Annotated in this window: 16 protein-coding genes; 8 read left to right on the top strand and 8 right to left on the bottom strand. The window is 38.7% G+C overall.

The features are described 5' to 3' along the window. Positions 1-23 precede the first annotated feature (23 nt). From hpsE to rppA, 3 genes are all read right to left on the bottom strand, one after another. Positions 24-1040 (bottom strand): hormogonium polysaccharide biosynthesis glycosyltransferase HpsE, encoded by a 1017-nt coding sequence (gene hpsE, locus ACN222_RS00365; protein ID WP_010994251.1) that lies wholly within the window; start codon positions 1038-1040, stop codon positions 24-26. Positions 1041-1659: 619 nt separating this feature from the next. Continuing rightward, on the bottom strand, positions 1660-2451 hold the full coding sequence (locus ACN222_RS00360) for a TIGR01548 family HAD-type hydrolase (RefSeq protein ID WP_010994250.1): 792 nt from the start codon (positions 2449-2451) through the stop codon (positions 1660-1662). Positions 2452-2571: 120 nt separating this feature from the next. Further along, positions 2572-3246: a two-component system response regulator RppA gene (rppA, locus tag ACN222_RS00355; RefSeq protein ID WP_010994249.1), complete on the bottom strand. Its 675-nt coding sequence runs from the start codon at positions 3244-3246 to the stop codon at positions 2572-2574. Between the two features lie 206 nt (positions 3247-3452). On the opposite strand from rppA, the gene ACN222_RS00350 reads away from it, so the two are divergent. Both ACN222_RS00350 and ACN222_RS00345 read left to right on the top strand, forming a co-directional pair. Continuing rightward, positions 3453-4040 carry a hypothetical protein gene (locus ACN222_RS00350; protein ID WP_044520475.1) on the top strand — a complete coding sequence of 196 codons (588 nt, stop codon included), beginning with the start codon at positions 3453-3455 and terminating at the stop codon, positions 4038-4040. Positions 4041-4252: 212 nt separating this feature from the next. After that, positions 4253-5065: a superoxide dismutase gene (locus ACN222_RS00345; protein ID WP_010994247.1), complete on the top strand. Its 813-nt coding sequence runs from the start codon at positions 4253-4255 to the stop codon at positions 5063-5065. A 112-nt stretch (positions 5066-5177) separates the two neighbouring features. On the opposite strand, the gene rph is transcribed toward ACN222_RS00345, so the two are convergent. Both rph and ACN222_RS00335 read right to left on the bottom strand, forming a co-directional pair. Further along, positions 5178-5921, bottom strand: a complete 744-nt coding sequence (gene rph / locus ACN222_RS00340; protein WP_010994246.1) for a ribonuclease PH — start codon at positions 5919-5921, stop codon at positions 5178-5180. 140 nt (positions 5922-6061) lie between these two features. Then, positions 6062-6616, bottom strand: coding sequence for an adenylate kinase family protein (locus ACN222_RS00335; protein ID WP_010994245.1), 555 nt, complete (start codon positions 6614-6616; stop codon positions 6062-6064). A gap of 313 nt (positions 6617-6929) precedes the next feature. On the opposite strand from ACN222_RS00335, the gene ACN222_RS00330 reads away from it, so the two are divergent. From ACN222_RS00330 to ACN222_RS00320, 3 genes are all read left to right on the top strand, one after another. Beyond that, positions 6930-7466: a P-loop NTPase family protein gene (locus ACN222_RS00330; protein ID WP_010994244.1), complete on the top strand. Its 537-nt coding sequence runs from the start codon at positions 6930-6932 to the stop codon at positions 7464-7466. Between the two features lie 72 nt (positions 7467-7538). Next, positions 7539-8108: a dCTP deaminase gene (gene dcd, locus ACN222_RS00325; protein WP_044522646.1), complete on the top strand. Its 570-nt coding sequence runs from the start codon at positions 7539-7541 to the stop codon at positions 8106-8108. A 151-nt stretch (positions 8109-8259) separates the two neighbouring features. Beyond that, positions 8260-8610: a hypothetical protein gene (locus tag ACN222_RS00320; protein WP_010994242.1), complete on the top strand. Its 351-nt coding sequence runs from the start codon at positions 8260-8262 to the stop codon at positions 8608-8610. A 376-nt stretch (positions 8611-8986) separates the two neighbouring features. Here ACN222_RS00320 and ACN222_RS00315 read toward each other — a convergent pair whose 3' ends face one another. From ACN222_RS00315 to ACN222_RS00305, 3 genes are all read right to left on the bottom strand, one after another. Further along, positions 8987-9223 carry a DUF4327 family protein gene (locus ACN222_RS00315; RefSeq protein WP_010994241.1) on the bottom strand — a complete coding sequence of 79 codons (237 nt, stop codon included), beginning with the start codon at positions 9221-9223 and terminating at the stop codon, positions 8987-8989. Between the two features lie 1052 nt (positions 9224-10275). Then, positions 10276-10677 carry a 30S ribosome-binding factor RbfA gene (rbfA, locus tag ACN222_RS00310; RefSeq protein ID WP_010994240.1) on the bottom strand — a complete coding sequence of 134 codons (402 nt, stop codon included), beginning with the start codon at positions 10675-10677 and terminating at the stop codon, positions 10276-10278. 179 nt (positions 10678-10856) lie between these two features. Then, positions 10857-11063 (bottom strand): DUF751 family protein, encoded by a 207-nt coding sequence (locus ACN222_RS00305; protein ID WP_010994239.1) that lies wholly within the window; start codon positions 11061-11063, stop codon positions 10857-10859. Positions 11064-11223: 160 nt separating this feature from the next. Here ACN222_RS00305 and ACN222_RS00300 point away from each other — a divergent pair, with 160 nt between their 5' ends. The 3 genes from ACN222_RS00300 to ACN222_RS00290 all read left to right on the top strand — a co-directional run bounded on the left by ACN222_RS00300 (position 11224) and on the right by ACN222_RS00290 (position 15656). Beyond that, positions 11224-12057 (top strand): DNA adenine methylase, encoded by an 834-nt coding sequence (locus ACN222_RS00300; RefSeq protein WP_010994238.1) that lies wholly within the window; start codon positions 11224-11226, stop codon positions 12055-12057. A gap of 310 nt (positions 12058-12367) precedes the next feature. Next, entirely contained in the window at positions 12368-12655 is a 288-nt protein-coding gene (locus ACN222_RS00295) for a DUF427 domain-containing protein (protein WP_010994237.1), read from the top strand. An 817-nt stretch (positions 12656-13472) separates the two neighbouring features. Continuing rightward, positions 13473-15656, top strand: a complete 2184-nt coding sequence (locus tag ACN222_RS00290; protein WP_010994236.1) for a GumC family protein — start codon at positions 13473-13475, stop codon at positions 15654-15656. The last annotated feature ends 86 nt before the right edge of the window (positions 15657-15742 follow it).

Raw genomic sequence — 15742 nt, 5'->3', positions numbered from 1 at the left:
CGAAGTTGGAGACTCAGGTTAAATTAATTTTGCGTGTAATCAGCACATCTGACCGAAGAAGAAAAGGATACTGGCCGTTGTTTACGAAAATATTTCTTGATGTATGCTTTCCAAATATAGGGAGGACTCAGCAAGCTACCAATAAATAGTTCCAGTTCACAGGCTGCAATCAAATCGCTTTTGACCCTACCGCGATATTTGTATAAGTGCAGAATAAGTTTACGTACGTCGTTAAAAATATATAACCAAAATAAAACAGGAGCTTGCCAAGGTTTAACACTCAACATCCGCGTGTGATAACGGCTCAACCCAATACCACGGCATAAATCAACAAGATAATCTTTTTTTAACCGCCAGTGAGGGATTTGGTGAGTTATTTGCATTTCTGGGTTATACCAAATGTCCCATCCGGCTTGTTGAATGTGTAACAGTGCTTCTAAATCTTCCCCTGGTAAATAGGGTTCACAAACTCGACCTTGGAGAAAACATCTTTTTGGCACATTTTCTAACCAAGCTTGTTTTCGCACCACTAACCCGGCTCCAGGGGGAAGTACCTTTTTTTTCGGCTCATAGAGAAGCTTTTTCGAGCCTCGCTCTGTTAATGCCAGTAGTGCCGCTATGCGTTTGAAATCATCTGGAGGAGGAACTTCAAATTCACCCTGAATACGGCTACCATAAGCACCTGCACAAGGATGATTTTGAGCAAATAAATAGGCACTAGCAACCCATGTAAGAGAGGGAATATTGTCGTCATCTAAAAAGCCAATCAACTCTCCTCTAGCTGCTGTAACAGCGTGTTGACGAGCGATCGCCAATCCTTGTTCTGGCTCAAAACTATATCGCAATTGCCCTGGTTTAAAGCAAGTATTTTGATACTGCTGAACTACTTGTTTGGTGCTGTCCGTACTGTTGTTATCAACTACAAGTATTTCCCAGCTAATCGCTTCTGTATCTATTTGATTTTGCAGTTCATCGAGTACTTTAGGCAGTCTTTTTGCACCGTTATAAGTGCATATCACCACGGTGAATTTTATGATCATATTTCTTTAAATGACATGAAATAAAAGGAATCAATTAATGCTTGAGCCAAATGCACCTAAAGTTCTTAATGTTTTTTGCAGCGCTATATACAGTATACGTAAGTACACTTATTTGAATATAAAAAATTGATGTATTTTCAGTAAAAAAACGTGATTATAGTATTTTTTTCGGAGTAAAATATTACGCATTTAATTGATTGATCTAGCAGATATAGGAATCCGATTTGATTTCTAAAAAATTCTCAGTATCTGTAGGGTGGGCATTGCCCACCACATGAGCCGGTGGGCAATGCCCAACGCCACTTGCTCCAAGCCGGGAAACCCTTTCAGCAGTTACTCCACTTGGGGAAACCCCAAGACCGTACTGCTTCACCAACGCAGTGGCTCCCCTACGTGTATTTCAAAAATCAAGTATGAGTCCTATAGATACTTATTTATTTAAGTATTTTTGCCTTTATTTTTGGTTACAGAAGCAATACAGGTTTTATGATGCGGAAAATTACTGAGGAGGCTATTAACCCCAGTTGCTAATTATGTAAATCTAGCCTCTAGATTTGGTAATTTTTTAAAAACCTATACTTGTGAGCCTCCCTGCTCCCTTTCCCCTTGCCTTTTCCGGTCAACACAATTGCTGTAATAAATCTTGTATTTGCGCTGGATTTAACTGTTCAACATTACTCAAAACTACTGCTGCACCGGCTGTTACTAGTGTTTGTGCATAAGCTTCTCGACGGGCTGCTGTTTCTTGGACATGAGGAGGTAAGATACCTACTCCAATCCAAGTACGGTGAGGTTTGAGTTCTCTAGCCTTGCTGACTGTGTACATATCTGCTACCGTGTCTCCGACATAGAGAACTACTGATTTTTCCTCTAGCCCATCCTCTAACTGGTTAATAGTTGCAAAAAGACCTGTGGGGTCTGGTTTACCTGGCGCATCTTCCATTGCAATGAGTACAGGAGACTGTAAACCCAAACGTTGTTTTAAAACATAGTTAGCAGAACCACGAGTAGCACCACTAAAAAATCCCCAAGCAATACCCGCTTGTGTAAGTTCTTCTAAATAACTTGGTTGTAATAATAACGGTTCATCACAGATATATCCCGTCCAATTATCTGGGTCTGGGCCACGGTAACGGGATTGAAAAAAGGCAACTATAGTGTTGTAGTTTAGCTGCAATTGTTCACGGGGTGTTCCTTGCTCCGCAAGGTAACGGGAGATTAATTCTTGAGACGCTTCCCAATCGTTATTCCAAATACCTTCGGATTTGAGTTCGTCAATTTCTAAAGAGGTGGGACGATAGGCGTTGTTTGTAAAATACTCTACCGTGTCTGCTAAGGCTCGACGATAGGAACCACCAACATCGCGGATAACTCCATCTATATCAAATACAGCGATCGCTTTTGTAGTCATCAAAACTGTTCATGGGTAATGGGTAATAGGTAATGGGTATTAGTTATGTTATCTGGTTTTACCTAGTTCCCAATTCCCAGTCCCTATCTTTTACGCAATTATCCCATTGATTGACAATATTTAATATTGTGGATTTAGGCGATAACCCATACCATAAACCGTTCTAATCCACTCTGCTGCATCTACTTGCTGCAAACGGTGTCGCAGCTTGCGTACCAGTACAGTTAAAGCATTGCTTTCTGGTTCCATTCCCCACTCCCACAGGGCTTCTTCTATCTGGCTGCGAGTTAAAACCTGATTGGGGTGACGCATGAGATATTCGAGTAATCGTGCTTCGCGGGGAGATAGCTCGACCTTAATTTGCTCTCGTTCTACGGTTAAATATGCTAGATGCAATTGTAAGTCTGCAACGCGCAAGCTGTCTCCTTGCCAATTAGGGACTCGCCTTGCTAAAGCACGAACCCGCGCCAACAGTTCCACTAAGTCTGCGGGTTTGACGAGATAATCATCTGCACCAGCATCTAAACCCATCACTTTGTCTGGTGTGGTGTCTCTAGCTGTTAGCATCAATATAGGTGCAGTTTTGCCCGAACAACGATACTGGCGACACAAACTTAATCCGCTTATTGTGGGTAGCATCCAATCTAAAATCAATAGGTCATAATCCTTTTGGGAAATCAACCACTCGGCTATTTCTCCGTCTTCCGCCGTATCTACAATATAGCCAGCTTCCGATAAGATACCTTGTAATGGCTCTAATTGTTCATAATCATCTTCCACTAGTAATATCCGCATAATATTTTTGGGGATGGGATTGTTAGATGCTTTTTAATAAAGATAAGTGTTTTTCTATCATCATTACTATCTCAATTTTATATTTTGATTTGTTCGACCAGGAGACAGATTATCTATCTATCAATAGATAGTTTTACTAGAAAATTGATAAATTTTTTCAGACTTTAATCGTGTTCAAAGACCATTTTTCTTTAAAAATTACGTCTATGCCTGATTTACGTCCACAGATTTTGCTGATTATTCTGTCCCTTTTGCTGGTGGGTATTTCCTTTTGGGCTGGCAGTGATTTGTTAACTAAGCACTTATTAGCTTTGTCTTACAGGACAATAGATAAGTTGCAAGCTGATCAGCTGACGCAAGTTATATTGATGATGAGTTTTACAGTGATTGATACTCAAATACATCAAGATCAAACCCTCACTAAAGTTAATATTAATATTGGTAATTCTCTGCTTAAAACGGTAGAAATGGAATTTCCTAAATCTAATTTTGATGAACTAGCGATCGCCAAAACATTTGGATTGTATCCTCAAGTAAAAAAGATAGATCGTAATCAACCAGTGACAGTAAATATTCCTGTGGCCTTGAAAGCAATTAAGGCTGAGATTAAAAAAGAAAAAGAGTCAACATTTATTGAAGTAATAACTGCTAATAAATCACTGAGAAAGTTAAGTTTTGTATTTCCATTCACCGAAATAAATATGATAGAATCAATGACTGCTCAAGTATTAAACCTTCAGCCTAAAGATGTTCAAGAGCTAGTACGTTATCAAGTGAGAAAATCGTCAATGTAGGCTAGCTTTATAGCTAAAAATAATAAAATCGAATTGGCGTATTACTTATTATCTATTAACTCTGAATCCAGATTAAGTTATTGTGTTTTAAGCGCCATATTGAGTCCAATTTTTCTGGCAATTATTCATTCTTTGCTATTCAGAATTTTGGCATCAACTATATAAGCAGAGAGTATTATAGCTCAATTTAAGAACAAATAAGAGGCAACAACATGAAATCATCTCTGTGGCAACGGTTTATTGGCTTTTTCATGGTCATTCTAGTGACATCTATGCTTTATGCTTGCCAACCTCAAGAAGCAGCAAATTCCCTGCCGACTAACGTAGCAAGTCCTGTACAAACCACTACGCCCACAACAGATAAACGTTCCATAGGTTTTATCGATCGCCAACTGGGTACAAATCCAGCCGAGTTACCACCATTACCTTACGGTTATGATGCCCTAGAGAAAGCGATTGATGCAGAAACCATGAAACTGCATCACGATAAACACCATGCAGCATACGTTAATAACCTTAACAATGCTTTGAAGAAGCATCCAGAACTGCAAAATAGTAGTGTAGAAGCTTTACTACGGGATTTGAACAGTGTACCTGAAGATATTCGCACAACGGTACGTAACAATGGTGGCGGACATCTCAACCATACAATTTTCTGGCAAATCATGAGTCCTGATGGGGGTGGACAACCAACAGGAGACATCGCCCAAGAAATCAACCAAACCTTTGGCAGTTTTGAAGAGTTCAAAAAACAGTTTAACCAAGCAGGAGGCGATCGCTTTGGTAGTGGTTGGGTTTGGTTAGTGCGAAATCCCCAAGGACAGTTACAGATTGTCAGCACTCCCAATCAAGATAGCCCTATCATGGAAGGTTCATACCCAATCATGGGGAATGATGTCTGGGAACACGCTTATTACCTCAGATATCAAAACCGTCGTCCTGAGTATTTAAATAACTGGTGGAATGTAGTTAATTGGTCAGAAATTAACAGACGCACCCAAGCTTCACGGCAAAGTAATTCTTAATTCATTTGTAAAGACTAATATCCCTATTCCCGTTGGGACTTCCCGGCGGGACGCTACGCGAACGGCGTGAGCGCTCAGTTGAACGCTCACGCTCACGGCGGAAGCCCACTTTCTATTTGCCAACAAACAACCTATCCCAATCAGTAATTGCTTGCTGTTGGGCAATTAATAGTTGCTGAATTCCTGTTTCGGCGCAATCTAGTAGCTGATTCAACTGGGTACGGCTAAAACTGCCTTCTTCTGCTGTTCCCTGAACTTCGATAATTCCTAAGTTTTTATTCATCACAACGTTAAAATCTACCGTTGCGGCTACATCTTCTATATAGTTCAAATCTAAATATGCTTCTTGTTCTAATAAACCCACAGAAACGGCGGCGATTTGTCCGCAGAGAGGCGATCGCTCTAATACCCCTCGCTGCAATAATTGAGAAATAGCCTCAGCTAATGCTACAAATCCGCCTGTAATTGCTGCCGTTCTTGTACCTGCATCGGCTTGTAACACATCTGCATCTACAGTTAAAGTCCGTTCTCCCAACGCCTCAAAATCTAACGCTGCTCGTAAACTACGCCCAATCAAACGTTGAATTTCTTGCGTCCGTCCAGATAACTTTAATAATTCTCTCTCATGCCGTTGCTGTGTAGCTGATGGTAGCATCCGATACTCAGCCGTTAACCAACCTTTGCCACTACCTGTAAGAAACTTGGGTACACTTTCCGCAACGCTAACAGTACACAGTACCTTAGTCTCACCGCATATTGTCAGCACCGAACCAGGGGCAAAACGAGTAAATTTAGTATGAAAATTTATAGGACGGAGTTCATAGGGTTTTCTACCGTCGGGACGTTGCCAAACCATGAGAGTTGCCTCTAACTTTTAATTGTAGAATACCCCTTTAAAGTTACCTTAGTGGTGCAAAACATTAAGTACTGTGTGAGGTTGTGATCTCATGCCTACAGTCAGATAAATTCCCGAAAGTTTTAAGATAGCTAAAAACTCTAAGTTACTAAAAGTAGTTTGAGGATACTTTGCAATACTAATTCCGGGGACTGATCACCGTTAATTGTCAACAGGCGGCGGCGACGGTCGTAATACTCTAAAATAGGAACAGTGCGATCGTAAAAAATCTCTACTCGACGCTGCACAATTTCAGGTTGGTCATCTGGTAGAGAACGCCCCAAAGAACGACTCACCATCACTGCTTCCGGTACTTGTAAATAAATTGCCCAATCTAATTTCTGCCCCAACTCATCAAGCAAAAAGTCCAACTCTTCAGCTTGGAAGGCAGTACGCGGATAACCTTCCAAAACCCAGCCATCAATTACATCAGACTTTTTCAGACGCAATCGGATTAGTTCAATGATCATTTCGTCAGGGACTAGTTCCCCTTTAATCATGTAAGGTTGGGCATGACGACCTAATTCACTAAGATGGGAAATAGCTTCCCGTAAAATCTCGCCCGTAGAAATCTGAGTAATTTCTAAATGACTGCAAAGCCTTTGTGCTTGAGTGCTTTTTCCCGACCCTGAACCTCCCAGAATCACTAATCTCACAACAATTCACTCCTCAACCAGTAATATTTAAAACATAATAAATTTGTTTTGCCCAACCCTGTCAGAAATCTAACATTTAGCCAAAGAGTATGAGTCGGGGAAGATGAGGAAAATACATAATTATTCGCCTATTAATCCCTACCCCCGATACTCAACTAACTCTTGACTTCAGACAAACCTAGTGTTTGACTTATAAAGCAGATTGCCAGACACATAACGCTGAATCAAAATCAAATTGATTATACAGGTAGATTTTCTCCAAAAATCCCGGCACAACCTATTCTATCTATTGTAATTTTTTGAAATTTACCCTATGGTTGCCCAGTTAGAAACGCCCAGCGCAAATTCGCCCCTCAACTTACCCTACCCAATTGAAGGACTAGTACAAGTTTTCACTAGCTCACACCGTAACTTTTTTACCAGTGTCATGGGACAAGCCCTCAGAATTGCTGGGCAAGGTACACCAGTGTTAATTGTGCAGTTTCTCAAAGGTGGGATCAAGCAAGGACAAGAAAGACCAATTCAATTGGGTCAAAATCTAGATTGGATTCGCTGTGATTTACCACGCTGCATCGACACCCCACATTTAGATGAATCAGAGAATCAAGCTTTACAAAAGTTATGGCTACACACACAGCAGGTTGTCGATGAGGACAAGTATTCTCTTGTTGTTCTAGATGAGTTAAGTTTGGCGATTCACTTTGGGCTAATTCCTGAAAGCGATGTTTTAGCCTTTTTAGCCAAACGCCCTCCCCATGTGGATATTATTTTTACTGGTACAGAAATGCCCCAGTCTATTTTAGATGTGGCAGATCAAATTACAGAGATTAGGCGTAGTCATTGCCCCTAAACAAGATATCCTAGTAATTCGGCTGCAATTACCTGTGAACTTGTGATTAAGAACGACATCTGGATTACTGAAATGGCTCAAAAAGGGATGATTGCTCCTTTTGAGTCTAGTTTAATCCGAAAAATTCCCAAAGATACCCCTGTAGCTGCTCAACCCGTCATCAGCTACGGCTTGTCTTCTTATGGCTACGATATCCGCCTCTCATCTGCTGAGTTCCGCATTTTTCGCCACATCCCTGGAACTGTAGTTGACCCCAAAAACTTCAATCCCCAAAATTTGGAACCAACACCACTGCATACAGATAATGATGGCAGTTACTTTATTTTGCCAGCTCATAGTTATGGTTTGGGGGTGGCTCTGGAAAAACTAGAGGTGCCAAATAATATTACAGTTATTTGCATAGGTAAATCAACTTATGCCCGTTGTGGTATAATAGCTAACCTAACACCTGCGGAAGCTGCTTGGCGGGGTCATTTAACTCTAGAGTTTTCTAATTCTTCTAGTGCTGATTGTCGTATATACGCCAATGAAGGCGTTGTACAATTACTCTTTTTGGAGGGTGAACCCTGTGCTATTAGTTACGAAGCACGTCAGGGTAAATATCAAGATCAGTTAGAAAAAGTGACTTTGGCTAAAGTTTAGTTTTTGAGACTGGGAATATTCTTTGACGATCGCTCTTCATCTAACCCCAATATTATAGAGCGATCTCTTCCTACACTTCATCGTGAGTGAATCAGGTGGGATTCCAGTAATATAGATAGAACAATAATTAATCGGTTTTTATTAAAAGCTTATGTCTTCTACTCCTCTCGTGCTGAACCTAGTTGAAGGTTCAGTGTCTTTCAGTTTTTCCCCCCAGGCGGCGAGGGAATTAAAAGCAGCGATTAATCAATTAATGGAGAGTCTCAAGGCTGTTAGCACCAAACCAGCTTCAGGTAGCAAGGTCAATCCCCAGCCGCCCTTAGAATATCGTTACACTGGCGATGTCTTTTTAGAAATTTTCTGTAATCCCAATATCTGGCCTACGCCCTTTGCGGCAAAAGTACTACTCACAATCCGTGATGTCAGCATTCGTTTGACTACAGAAGCTGAACTGACACGAGTAATTGAAGATATTAATCAGTATTTGGAGCAAGTGGGCTAGGGTTTCTCAACGGGAAATTATGAAGTTTTGATCAACAAGTTTGATATTGTGAGTTAGCAATACTTAACTTATGAGTCGTTCTTATGGAAATATTCCCTGAAAAATTAACGGGGCAGTTTAGCACGGTAAACTACCCCGGTCAGAGATTTTACATAAGTTAATCAAGTTATTACACAGGATCTACACAAAAGCTTGTTTTTTAGACGTTCATTATTGGAAAAGTTGTAAAAACGAAAAATAGAGGATTCTGGATCGGGACGGAGTTATTAAAACCAGAGATTATCCCTCAGCTTGGGAAATGAATCCTTTGTTGTCAAATCCAGTCATCCAAAAGTAAACTCCCAATCCAAAATCACCAGTATTTATGAATCTTGGATTAGTCGTTGTCCCATTGTTCACGACCAATGAGGTCGCCAATGCGATCGCGTAATAGAAAGTCACATTTCTCTAACTCACACTCTACACAAACCCACTCTCTAGCAGGAATATATTGGCACAGAGTATATATGGGCTGTTGCCTGCTGATCATTCCTTTTTCTACTAGTCGGCGTGCTTCGTCCTGAATTACGTCTAGGGAGTAGTAATTGATAGAGGGCACCGTATTCACACTCATGGTTTTTACTCGCAATTTTACACTTTAGATAGTGTTCCCACTAAATCAAAGGGAACAAACATGACAGGAATTGGACTCGCGCTTAGGGTTTTGTATTTTGCTATACGGAACTAATTTCATTTTGACGCTAGACACCCTCAAATAATTTAAAGAAATGTTAAGTTTGTCAAAATTTCCTGACATCAATACCATAAGCGTTACACAATAAGATATTTCACCCGCTAACTTAATTCGTGAAAAAATTCATGCTTAATGTGAATCAACAAGGTGTGAAACTCCTGCTGCTTATGACTTGAGATATTCATTGGTAGATGACAATTATTCATAAAGACAGATGGCCGAGGTCAGAAATCATTAAAGTGGGAGTATTTATTACCACCCAAAATTCAGCAAACTCAACAGTTATGATGAAAATAAAGGTATAAACTGTTGCGTAGCCAAGGTTACCCTACACTAGGAAGACTCGCAAAGTGCCATAAGTTAATAATTTCTTAAAGCAGCTCATAATGTATGAAGTTGATGAATTTCATTTGAACTAAATGATCTATTGAAATCAACATCTGTCGTCGCTTGAGATGACATCCCTCTAGAGTAGCAGTGGTCATATAAAGGCATATCCTGCTTGAGATGTAGCTAGAAAGGGTTGATTGTTACAACTATTACTTGAGTCATAATTCCATGACATATATTTACGTAAGTAAATTCTATGAATAATATGAATTTTTGTTAAAGATGAGGATTTTCCTGTCAGCGAAATTATCAAGGCTGGAAACAATAAGTTTGGCGTTCAAATCCTAACATTGCCGATCAGTAAAGTCTTAGGGGTTCTCACCCCTGATAATGGGTAATGGGCTGAGGAATTAGATATGAATAAATTTAAACAGACGCGATTGAGTCACGTCTGTCAAATCTTGGTGGATTCTGCGGAGATTGATTGTTCTCTAGTCACATTGTGATTGAGGCTACAGGGAAGTGAAGAACGCTGAGAGTGATTGCTGGTGGCTCCATGTCTCCTGCTTTCTCTCAATCCCCAATCCCACAAAAAATTATGCCTAATCTTCGTCTAAAGAGTCATCTGCTGATGGTATATCATCAGGTGATCGCGCATTCTCAAGTTTGTTCAACAAAGTTAGTACTTTTGTTCCGCGTTCTATTGAACGATCTTCGATGAAAGTCACTTCGGGAGTACGACGTAACCTTACCCTTGCCCCTAGTTCACTACGGACAAAACCAGTGGCTGATTTCAACCCCGCCATTGTTTCTGCTTTAGCTTCTTCTGTACCATATATACTGACGTAGATTTTGGCGTGTTGCAGATCCCCAGAAACATCTACATCTGTGACACTGACCATGCCTGTACCCACACGATCATCTTTAATACCGTTAATTAGCATTTGGCTAACTTCCCGTTTGATCAATTCAGCAACACGGGAGACGCGGCGATTTGTAGCCATAAAAACTTTCCCTCCTCACAGAGGTTGGACAACAACATAAATTTCAGTTAGATAGGACAGCAAAACTATGGGGAACACCCTCAAGAAAAATCCGCCTACAAAATCTACAAACCTTATTTATTAGGCTTTTCGTTGATTTTGTGGACTGAATCACTCTCTTCGGTTTGGTCTGACCTATTCTAGATTGTACCGAAGCCAAGCATGGCTCTTAATGTAAAAGTCATGAACGCTAGCCCGCCTACCAATAAACCCAAAATGGCGATTAAAGTAACGGGGCGTTTTAACAGAGGGAATAGTGGCTCGAAAGTGTTTAGGAAAATACCTAATACAATAGTGATCAAGTAACGGGGGTAGCGAAAAACGTTATCCCAAAATCCATCAAACATTTTAATTGAAACTGCCTTCTTATATACTTAACGTTCATTTTGATTTACTTTATCAACATAATTGTAATATATGACGCTAGAAAAATACTCGATCAATATAAAATATGGTTCGTTGGTTATATTTGCTATATTTAATAGCCTATAGCGTAGTTCCAGCCCTATGGTAAGCCAAATCCCTAAAGAAACTTGCCCACGTCCATTTTTAAAGTGGGCTGGGGGTAAAAGTAGGTTAATTCCACAATATCTGTCACATTTACCCAAGAATTATCGGACTTACCATGAGCCGTTTTTGGGAGGTGGTGCTTTATTTTTCTATCTCCAACCGAGCAAATCTATTTTAACTGATATTAATTCTGAGCTAATTACTACTTATCGTTGTGTCCGCGACTGCATCGAGGAATTAATTGGCCTTTTAAAAGATCATAAAAGCCAACATAATAGAGATTATTATTATAGTGTCCGAGGAAAAACTGTTGATAATGAGTTAGAAGAAGCTGCACGATTTATTTATCTCAATAAAACTTGTTATAACGGTCTTTATCGGGTAAATTCCCAAGGTCGATTTAACGTTCCTTTAGGTAAATATAATAATCCTAATATTTGTCAAGAAGATTTACTCAGAGCCGCTTCCAATGTGCTTGCCACCTCAGAAATCAAACAAGCTGATTTTACACAGGTGTTGGATTACGCTACTGGTAGCGAGGATTTCGTTTTTTTCGATCCGCCGTATTATCCTATTAGTAGTACTAGCTATTTTACAGGTTATAGTAAAAATTCTTTTGGGGAAAAAGACCAGTTAATTTTAAGAAATACTTGTGTAGAATTGGCTAGCCGTGGTGTTAAAGTAGTTGTATGCAATTCTGATTGTGAATTTATTAAAAATATATATCAAGAAATAGGGTTCAATATTTATTTTATTGAAGCTAAAAGGTCAATTAATTCTAATATAAAAAAACGAGGTTTAGTTAAAGAATTGCTCATTACATCATATTAAAATATCGGCATTAATGAATTAATTAATATATTGATTTATATAGGAACAACTTAATATTTTCTATTATTAAGCAATAAATTGATAGAGTATTTTAGCATTTCCCCTGAGTTGTTAGTGATAGTCATATCCCCGAATTGTTGCCTGTAAAATTAATGCGATAGACCACTGGCAAGTATTACATTCACCATAAATCCAGTATAAATCTCAGTATATTGAGAAAATACCCCGATTTTTACACATAGTTTTCCTCAAATACTGGAAGCATAAAATGTCAGAATGTTAAATGTAAACTTTCATCACAAACACACTTATGCCAAAAGCCATCTGGAATGGAGCTGTGTTAGCCGAGAGCGATAACACCGTAGTCGTGGAAGGTAACCATTATTTTCCGGCTGACGCAATTAACAAGCAATATTTTCAAGCAAGTGAAACTCACACCACTTGTCCGTGGAAAGGTGTTGCCAGTTACTACAGCATCGAAGTTGATGGACAAGTTAACAAAGATGCTGCTTGGTACTATCCCAGCGCCAAAGAAAAAGCAAAGAATATTGAAGGTTACGTAGCCTTTTGGAAAGGTGTAAAGGTTGAGACTAAATAAGCATCATCAGCCTAACAACTAAACTTTGTGGAGACGCGAGCAATCGCGTCTTTTTTTTATCATAATAAATTTTTTTCATCTACCATCAGTTTCTCTTGTCGCCAGGAAATAATCAGGGAATTTCAAGTAAGCTTTAAATTTCATATTCAAAATTTAGTTGTAAATCAGATAATATTCATTATTTTTAACCTAGAAATTACTGTTAACAGTGAATCAACCTATACCTTGGGAAAATTTAATTATTTGTTCATGTATATTTTTTTCGAGAATATCAGATTTACTATGATGTTTAGTTAAATAAATAATGCAATATTTAATTGTAATTATTTTAGCGATCGCCTACACATACACTATCCCTAAAAGCTATACAAATATTCAAGATATCGCCTTACATACTAATATGTACAAGTAATACAAGTCACTTAATTACAATCAAGTGAATTAAATATTTTTGTATTTTAAATATCCTGCCATATAAAAAATAAACTGTCTACTGATGAATTGGTAGCGTTATTTATAACAACCTCTTCCTTTAAAGAAGAACCTGAATATTACTTCTAACATATTAATAAGGATATCGTGAAAAAATATCAGAGAAGTTGACACTACAAACACTCTTGTTTTAAGCTCAATGTGCTTGTTATTCATTAACTATGTAATCAATAACTTCAGTTTTTATACAAGTAATAGTTGTAATTAAATCAAGTATATATGTGTCCGTAATATAACTTTTAATGGAAAGATTATGTTTAAGAGAGTATTTAATTAAAAATATTTATTTTTTCTAGAAACTGACCGATATCCGAGGGATTGTATAGTGGCTAACATCAGTTTAAAGCAAGGACAATTTGTTACCAATTCTTTGCCAAATAAATGGAAATTTAGAAATCTTACTAAAATTCTTCTAAGACGACGTTTTATAGTGTTGGGTGTTTCTTGTATGGTGATATCAGCTACTAGCTTTACAGCCATAACAAACAAACCCACTTACAAAAGCCAGATGCAAATATTAGTAAGCCCTAATGTATCTGAAGAAGTAGGTATAACAAATAATAATATAGATATTCCCATAAGTATTGAACAATACTCTGTGCAGAAGAACTTGATGCAGAGTTCTAAATTAATAGATAAGGTGGTAAATCTACTAAGTTTTGACTATCCCAATATTACTAAAGAAAATATTTTAGGTAAAACAGAGAATAGCGAAAATTCTCCCTTAAAAGTAACTCAGCTAGAGACTAATAAAGGAGCAAAGCAAGTTCTTAGCCCTGTATTTGAAATTTCTTTTCAAGATAACGACCCATTGAAAACTAAAAAAGTACTTCTAGCTTTACAAAAGGTCTATCAGGATTACAATCTAGAGCGAAGACAAGAGCGATTTAATCAAGGATTAGCATTTATTAATGCTCGTTTACCAGTAATTAAACAACAGTTGAGACAAGCCGAAAGAAAATTAGAACAGTTCCGTAAAAAGCACAATTTACTAGATCCAGAATTACAAAGTCAAGTTTTAATAAAATCTTTGACTAAAACTCAAGAACAGTTACAATTAACCCGCACCCAACTACAAGATATCAATTCCCGCTATCAAAACTTAGAAGAAAGAATCACGGAGGCTAGCCAAAAAGCACTGGTCTCAATGCGTTTGGCTCAATCAAGTCGTTATAAAACACTGACAAGTGAATTACAAAAGACTGAACAATCTCTGGCTAAAGAGCAGCTACGTTATACAGATGACTCCCCTATTGTGCAGAGTCTCAAGCAGCAACGTCGCAGTCAATTAACTTTAGTACGGCAAGAGTTAAAACGGTTAACGGCGGAACTGAAAACACAAACAACTCCAGAACCAGAACAACTGGTTGGAGTTGATCCAAATTTAGTGGAAGAATTTGTTCAAGTACAGACGACTGCTTTAGGATTAATTGCTAATGAAAAGAGCCTCAGAGAATCAGAACAACGTATCCGTTCTGAATTGAGTAAATATCCTAGTTTGATAGCAGAATATCAACGTCTTTTACCAGAAGTAGAAACGCAACGCAAAACACTTGAGCAAATGTTGCAAGCACAACAGTCAATGGGAATGAAAATTGCTCATGGAGGTTTTGATTGGTTGGTATTAGAAGAAGCAAATTTGGGAACTTATGTTGGTAATGATAGGTTCTGGTTAGTATTTGTCGGTATGATTACTGGCCCGATTTTGGGTGTTGTCTTGGCGTTGATTTGGGGAATGCGTCATCGGATTATTCATTCTGCACAAGATTTGCAGAAGGTGAGCAACCTAAGATTACTGGGAACAGTACCGAAGTTAGCACCCCGGACGATGGAAAAACGCCTTCCCAATTTATCTTGGCTTGGGGGACGCAACTTAACCGAGTCTGAGGAAGTAGGTAATTCTTGGTTACCTTGCCATGAAACCTTAGATATGGTTTACCAAAACACACAAATATTGAAGTATCCTTTCCCTTTTAAGTCCATGATGGTAACTTCAGCGTTACCAGGAGAAGGAAGGACAACTTTAGCGATGGGGTTAGCTGCTAGTGCGGCTCATATGCACAGACGAGTGCTACTAATTGATGCTAACTTGCGATCGCCTAAACTCCACAAAATCCTCCAACTATCAAACGACTGGGGATTATCTTTACTACTTCTTGATGAGACAAACACCGAAGTTCAAGATTATATCCAGCCAATTCACCCTTCTATTGATATTTTGACTGCGGGGCCAACACCAGAAGACGCGGTAGAATTGCTCAGTTCTCAGCGATTGAAAGATTTAATTGAATTATTTGAGGAAACCTACGACTTAGTATTGATAGATGCTCCACCCATTTTAGGCACAGTCGATGGCAGAATAGTTGCCTCCTACTGTCATGGAATTATGATGGTAGGGCGTATTGGTTGGGTAACACAAACTGAACTAACTCAAGCTGTGGAGATTTTAAATAGCTTAAACTTAGTTGGCATTATCGCTAATGATATGAGCAGCTATCACAAGGGTTGAAATATTTGATGAAAACTTACGCACCCAAGTTGTCTGTTGAGACTAGGTGTAAGGGTGTAAGGGTGTAGGGGGATAAGGGTGTAAGA

Source organism: Anabaena sp. FACHB-595 (genome assembly GCF_048568275.1).
Taxonomy (GTDB): Bacteria; Cyanobacteriota; Cyanobacteriia; order Cyanobacteriales; family Nostocaceae; genus Trichormus.
This window is presented reverse-complemented; position numbering and strand designations above follow the sequence as displayed.

What these genes read in the sequence shown, in the direction of transcription:
- hpsE (WP_010994251.1), bottom strand. Translation starts at nt 1,040, where the DNA reads ATGATCATAAAATTCACCGTGGTGATATGCACTTATAACGGTGCAAAA.
- ACN222_RS00360 (WP_010994250.1), bottom strand. Translation starts at nt 2,451, where the DNA reads ATGACTACAAAAGCGATCGCTGTATTTGATATAGATGGAGTTATCCGC.
- rppA (WP_010994249.1), bottom strand. Translation starts at nt 3,246, where the DNA reads ATGCGGATATTACTAGTGGAAGATGATTATGAACAATTAGAGCCATTA.
- ACN222_RS00350 (WP_044520475.1), top strand. Translation starts at nt 3,453, where the DNA reads ATGCCTGATTTACGTCCACAGATTTTGCTGATTATTCTGTCCCTTTTG.
- ACN222_RS00345 (WP_010994247.1), top strand. Translation starts at nt 4,253, where the DNA reads ATGAAATCATCTCTGTGGCAACGGTTTATTGGCTTTTTCATGGTCATT.
- rph (WP_010994246.1), bottom strand. Translation starts at nt 5,921, where the DNA reads ATGGTTTGGCAACGTCCCGACGGTAGAAAACCCTATGAACTCCGTCCT.
- ACN222_RS00330 (WP_010994244.1), top strand. Translation starts at nt 6,930, where the DNA reads ATGGTTGCCCAGTTAGAAACGCCCAGCGCAAATTCGCCCCTCAACTTA.
- dcd (WP_044522646.1), top strand. Translation starts at nt 7,539, where the DNA reads ATGGCTCAAAAAGGGATGATTGCTCCTTTTGAGTCTAGTTTAATCCGA.
- ACN222_RS00320 (WP_010994242.1), top strand. Translation starts at nt 8,260, where the DNA reads ATGTCTTCTACTCCTCTCGTGCTGAACCTAGTTGAAGGTTCAGTGTCT.
- ACN222_RS00315 (WP_010994241.1), bottom strand. Translation starts at nt 9,223, where the DNA reads ATGAGTGTGAATACGGTGCCCTCTATCAATTACTACTCCCTAGACGTA.
- rbfA (WP_010994240.1), bottom strand. Translation starts at nt 10,677, where the DNA reads ATGGCTACAAATCGCCGCGTCTCCCGTGTTGCTGAATTGATCAAACGG.
- ACN222_RS00305 (WP_010994239.1), bottom strand. Translation starts at nt 11,063, where the DNA reads ATGTTTGATGGATTTTGGGATAACGTTTTTCGCTACCCCCGTTACTTG.
- ACN222_RS00300 (WP_010994238.1), top strand. Translation starts at nt 11,224, where the DNA reads ATGGTAAGCCAAATCCCTAAAGAAACTTGCCCACGTCCATTTTTAAAG.
- ACN222_RS00295 (WP_010994237.1), top strand. Translation starts at nt 12,368, where the DNA reads ATGCCAAAAGCCATCTGGAATGGAGCTGTGTTAGCCGAGAGCGATAAC.